Below are 220 nucleotides of genomic sequence, written 5' to 3' on the forward strand. Positions count from 1 at the left end.
GGTTGTCGAGGGTGATGACCGCGACGTGGCCATCGGCCTCGACCTTCAGGCCGACGTGATCATGCTGGCGCCACTCCATCATCGCAGTTCCTCTTCAGTGTTGAGCAGGTGGCGGGCCACGATCACCCGCATGATCTCGTTGGTGCCCTCCAGGATCTGGTGCACGCGCGAATCGCGCAGCAGCCGTTCGATCGGGTATTCACGGATGTAGCCGTAGCCG

General features: G+C 62.7%; 1 protein-coding gene. It reads right to left on the reverse strand.

Annotated features, from left to right (window positions below; translation table 11 throughout):
• Nucleotides 1-78 precede the first annotated feature (78 nt).
• The gene (locus RRF55_RS28880; protein WP_439419429.1) at nucleotides 79-207 is read right to left on the reverse strand and encodes an acyl-CoA dehydrogenase family protein; all 129 of its coding nucleotides are present in this window, start codon (nucleotides 205-207) and stop codon (nucleotides 79-81) included.
• Between the last annotated feature and the right edge of the window lie 13 nt (nucleotides 208-220).

This window comes from Klebsiella sp. K47 (assembly GCF_051858335.1).
Lineage (GTDB): Bacteria > Pseudomonadota > Gammaproteobacteria > Enterobacterales > Enterobacteriaceae > Klebsiella > Klebsiella pneumoniae.